Below are 3,206 nucleotides of genomic sequence, written 5' to 3' on the forward strand. Positions count from 1 at the left end.
CAACCGGCGCTGAGGCGACGCCAGGAGATACCTGGCGCTCGCCCCACCCGAATTCCCTGAAGCGCCTCGTCCGAGGCGCTTTTTTATTGCGGCTACCGCAGGGGAAGGGTGATCACGAAGCTGCTGCGGCCATCGGCCATGCTGGCGCAATGGGCGCCGCCGCCGTGGCGCTGGGCGATCTGGCGCACCAAGGCCAGGCCCAGTCCGGTGCCGAGGTTGTCGCGGGTGCCGCGCCGGCGGTAGAAGGGCTCGAATACGCGCTCGAATTCCTCCGGCGGGATGCCGGGGCCGCTGTCCCACACCGTCAGCGTCGCCATCCCGGCATCGCGTTCGATGCGCACATATGCCGGCGGCTGGCCGTGGCGGTGCGCGTTTTCCAGCAGATTACGCAGCAGGCGCCGCAGCAGGCGAGGAGAGGCGCGCATCAGCACCGGCACGCCGTTCAGCTCGACTTCGTCGTAGCGCGCGCATTCTTCCGCGGCCAGCGCGAGCAGGTCGAGTTCTTCCAGTTCCACCGTGTCGCGCAGGGCATCGAGGCGGCTGGCAAGCAGGATTTCGTCCAGCAGATAATCCAGCTCGGCGATGTCTTTCTCCAGCCCGGCTTTGCGCTTGGGATCGAGCGAGTCCATGCTCAGCTCCAGCGCGAGGCGGATGCGCGCCAGCGGCGTGCGCAGTTCGTGCGAGGCGTTCGCCAGCAGGGTCTTGTGCGCGGTGACCAGTTGCTCGATCTGATCCGCGGCGCGGTTGAAGCTGCGCGCCAGTTGCGCGACTTCGTCCTTGCCTTCCACCGCCACGCGCGCCGACAGGTCGCCCGCGCCAAGCGATTCCACGCCGCGCTGCAAGCGTTCCAGCCGCCGCGTGATGTAGCGCACCAGCGGATAGGCGGCGATGGCGATGCCGATCGTCAGCAGGATCAGCAGAGAATGCAGCAGCGTATGCGAGCGCACGACGCCCAGCGGCTGGTCGGATAGCAGGCGCCGTCCATCCGGCAGGTGGACGTATGAATCGGGGCGTGGCTCCAGCCGCACGCGCCAGCCGCCACCCAGCCTGATCGGCGTCCCGGCACTGGCTATCAGCTGCCAGTTGGCGCTGTAGAGCGTCATGCGGGCATGGATGCTGGCGGCCATGCGCTCCAGCGCGGCCTGCTGTTCGGCGGGCGTGGCGGATGCAGGCGCCAACTGGTTTTGCATCAGCACGGCCAGGTTGGCGTCGGCCTGTTCGATCGGGCCACCGGCGCGGTGCCACAGCATGATCACGGCAAAGGCGAACAGCGCCAGACAGCCCAGCAGCGTCAGGTGAAAACGGATGTACAGGCGCGAGATCATTCCTGCGCCTTGGCGAACACATAGCCCGCGCCGCGCACGGTGATGATGCGGCGCGGCTTTTTGGGATCGTCTTCCACGGCGGCGCGAATGCGCGACATGTGGACATCAATCGAGCGGTCGAAGGCTTCCAGCTGTTCGCCTTTGACCAGGTCCATCAGCTGTTCGCGCGACAGCACGCGGCCAGCGTTGTTGGCCAGCGCCAGCAGCAGGTCGAACTGGTAGGAGGTCAGGTCGCACAAGGCGCCCTCCAGCCGCACCGCGTGCGCGGCGGCGTCGATTTCGAGACGGCCGAAGCGCAGCACATTGTTCGCGGCGGACGCGCCGCGTGCGCCACCATCCACGCGGCGGCGCAGGATGGCGCGCAGGCGGGCCAGCAGCTCGCGCGGTTCGAATGGCTTGGGCAGGTAGTCATCCGCGCCGATTTCGAGGCCGACGATGCGGTCGACCGCATCGCCGCGCGCGGTCAGCATCAGCACCGGGATGTCGGAATGCGAGCGCAGTTGGCGGCAGACGTCCAGGCCATCCATATCGGGCAGCATCAGGTCCAGCACCACGGCGCCAAAGGGCGCTGCGGCCAGTTGTCCGAGCGCGCTGCCACCGCTGGCGGCGACGCTTACGCGCAAGCCTGCTTGCGACAGGTATTCGGTCAGCATTTCGGCCAGGCGCGGATCGTCTTCTACCAGCAGGATGTGGTCGGCGTTAATGTTCATGCAAGGCATTGTAAGGCAGGCGGCGGCCGGGAAGGGCCGCCGCCGAGCTGAATCAGCCGTGATGGTGCATGCCGCCCTGATGCAGCTTGGACAGGTGATCGGCCAGCTTCTTGCGCTGCTCCGGAGTGAGCACGTCGCCCACGTCGGCGATCAGCTGCACCAGGCGGCGCGAGGCTTGGTCGGCCATCTGCATATGCTGCGCGCGCGATGCTTCCAGTGCCGCGCGGTCGATGGTGGGCTGGCTGAGCATCGTCAGCATCTGGGTGTRGGCCGTGCGCAACTGGCTGTGCAGGGGCATCAGATCCTGCATGGCGGCTTTGACCAGCGGCTCGATCTGGGCTTTCTGCGCGTCGGTGGCGTCGACTTCCACATACAGGTGGTTCAGCATGGTGTCGACGTGCGCAGTGGCGTCGATGGCGCGGTGCTGGCTGCTGTGCTGATCGAGGGCATAGGCGCCGACGCCGCCCAGCAGGGAGGTGCCAAGCAGAAGTGCTGCGATGGTTTTACGGGTGAGACTCATGGCTGTTCCTTGTTCAGGTTGAGGAAGACTGCACCATCAGTCTGGCCGGGCACCGTAAAGCTGCGATGCCGGCTGTGTAAAGTTTTGTGAAGCAAAAACCCGAGGCGTAACCCTGGTGCCTGCCACGCCGTGGCAGGCACCTGCTTTTTGCTGTAGGGGTAAAAAAAAAGCGCCCCGAGGCGCTTTTTTTTGCAGGAGGAGGGGCAATCAGCCGTTCAGGCGGCCCATCCATGGTTCGGTCACATCGCGGATGGCGCGATCATTGGCCATGATCTGTTTCAGCAGCGCGATCTTGCGGGCGCGGGCGTCGCCTTCCAGCGGAGCGGCGCCGCCGATCACGGCAACCGACTCGGCTGCGCACTGATTTTCCAGGCTGTTCAGGCTGGTCCAGTCACTCGCGCGCGCAGCCACGACCATTTGATTGGTCAAACCGGCAATATTTTCGTACATCGAGAGAACCTGGTTGCTCATTTTTCATCCTGAAAAGTGGAAACGGAGTACCGCTTGTCAGGATTTACGTCAGGGCGACGAAGAACTTTAGGGTTTTCTCAAAATATTTTCAAAATATTTTCAAGTTGTCAGCCGATCAACTCTTCCAGGCCTGCGCTCAGCTCGTCCAGCGGCGGCATTTCGTCGATCAGGGCGTTATCT

The 3,206-nt window shown here is 64.7% G+C and carries 4 protein-coding genes; all 4 read right to left on the bottom strand.

What is annotated here, in order from left to right; all coding sequences use genetic code 11:
- Positions 1-92: 92 nt before the first annotated feature.
- The 4 genes from AB4Z11_RS27530 to AB4Z11_RS27545 all read right to left on the bottom strand — a co-directional run bounded on the left by AB4Z11_RS27530 (position 93) and on the right by AB4Z11_RS27545 (position 3,026).
- Positions 93-1,325, bottom strand: a complete 1,233-nt coding sequence (locus AB4Z11_RS27530; RefSeq protein ID WP_442029023.1) for a sensor histidine kinase — start codon at positions 1,323-1,325, stop codon at positions 93-95.
- Positions 1,322-2,035: a response regulator gene (locus AB4Z11_RS27535; RefSeq protein ID WP_442029024.1), complete on the bottom strand. Its 714-nt coding sequence runs from the start codon at positions 2,033-2,035 to the stop codon at positions 1,322-1,324. The genes AB4Z11_RS27530 and AB4Z11_RS27535 overlap by 4 nt, the downstream gene beginning before the upstream one ends.
- A 52-nt stretch (positions 2,036-2,087) precedes the next feature.
- Positions 2,088-2,555, bottom strand: coding sequence for a Spy/CpxP family protein refolding chaperone (locus AB4Z11_RS27540; protein ID WP_442029025.1), 468 nt, complete (start codon positions 2,553-2,555; stop codon positions 2,088-2,090).
- 207 nt (positions 2,556-2,762) lie between these two features.
- Entirely contained in the window at positions 2,763-3,026 is a 264-nt protein-coding gene (locus AB4Z11_RS27545; RefSeq protein WP_442029026.1) for a flagellar protein FliT, read from the bottom strand.
- Positions 3,027-3,206 lie beyond the last annotated feature (180 nt).

The sequence above is a fragment of the Pseudoduganella sp. RAF53_2 genome, assembly GCF_052113985.1.
In the GTDB taxonomy this organism is placed as follows: domain Bacteria; phylum Pseudomonadota; class Gammaproteobacteria; order Burkholderiales; family Burkholderiaceae_D; genus Rugamonas.

Bases quoted from the DNA above. Each gene is read 5' to 3' on its own strand.
- AB4Z11_RS27530 (WP_442029023.1), bottom strand. From the start codon at position 1,325: ATGATCTCGCGCCTGTACATCCGTTTTCACCTGACGCTGCTGGGCTGT.
- AB4Z11_RS27535 (WP_442029024.1), bottom strand. From the start codon at position 2,035: ATGAACATTAACGCCGACCACATCCTGCTGGTAGAAGACGATCCGCGC.
- AB4Z11_RS27545 (WP_442029026.1), bottom strand. From the start codon at position 3,026: ATGAGCAACCAGGTTCTCTCGATGTACGAAAATATTGCCGGTTTGACC.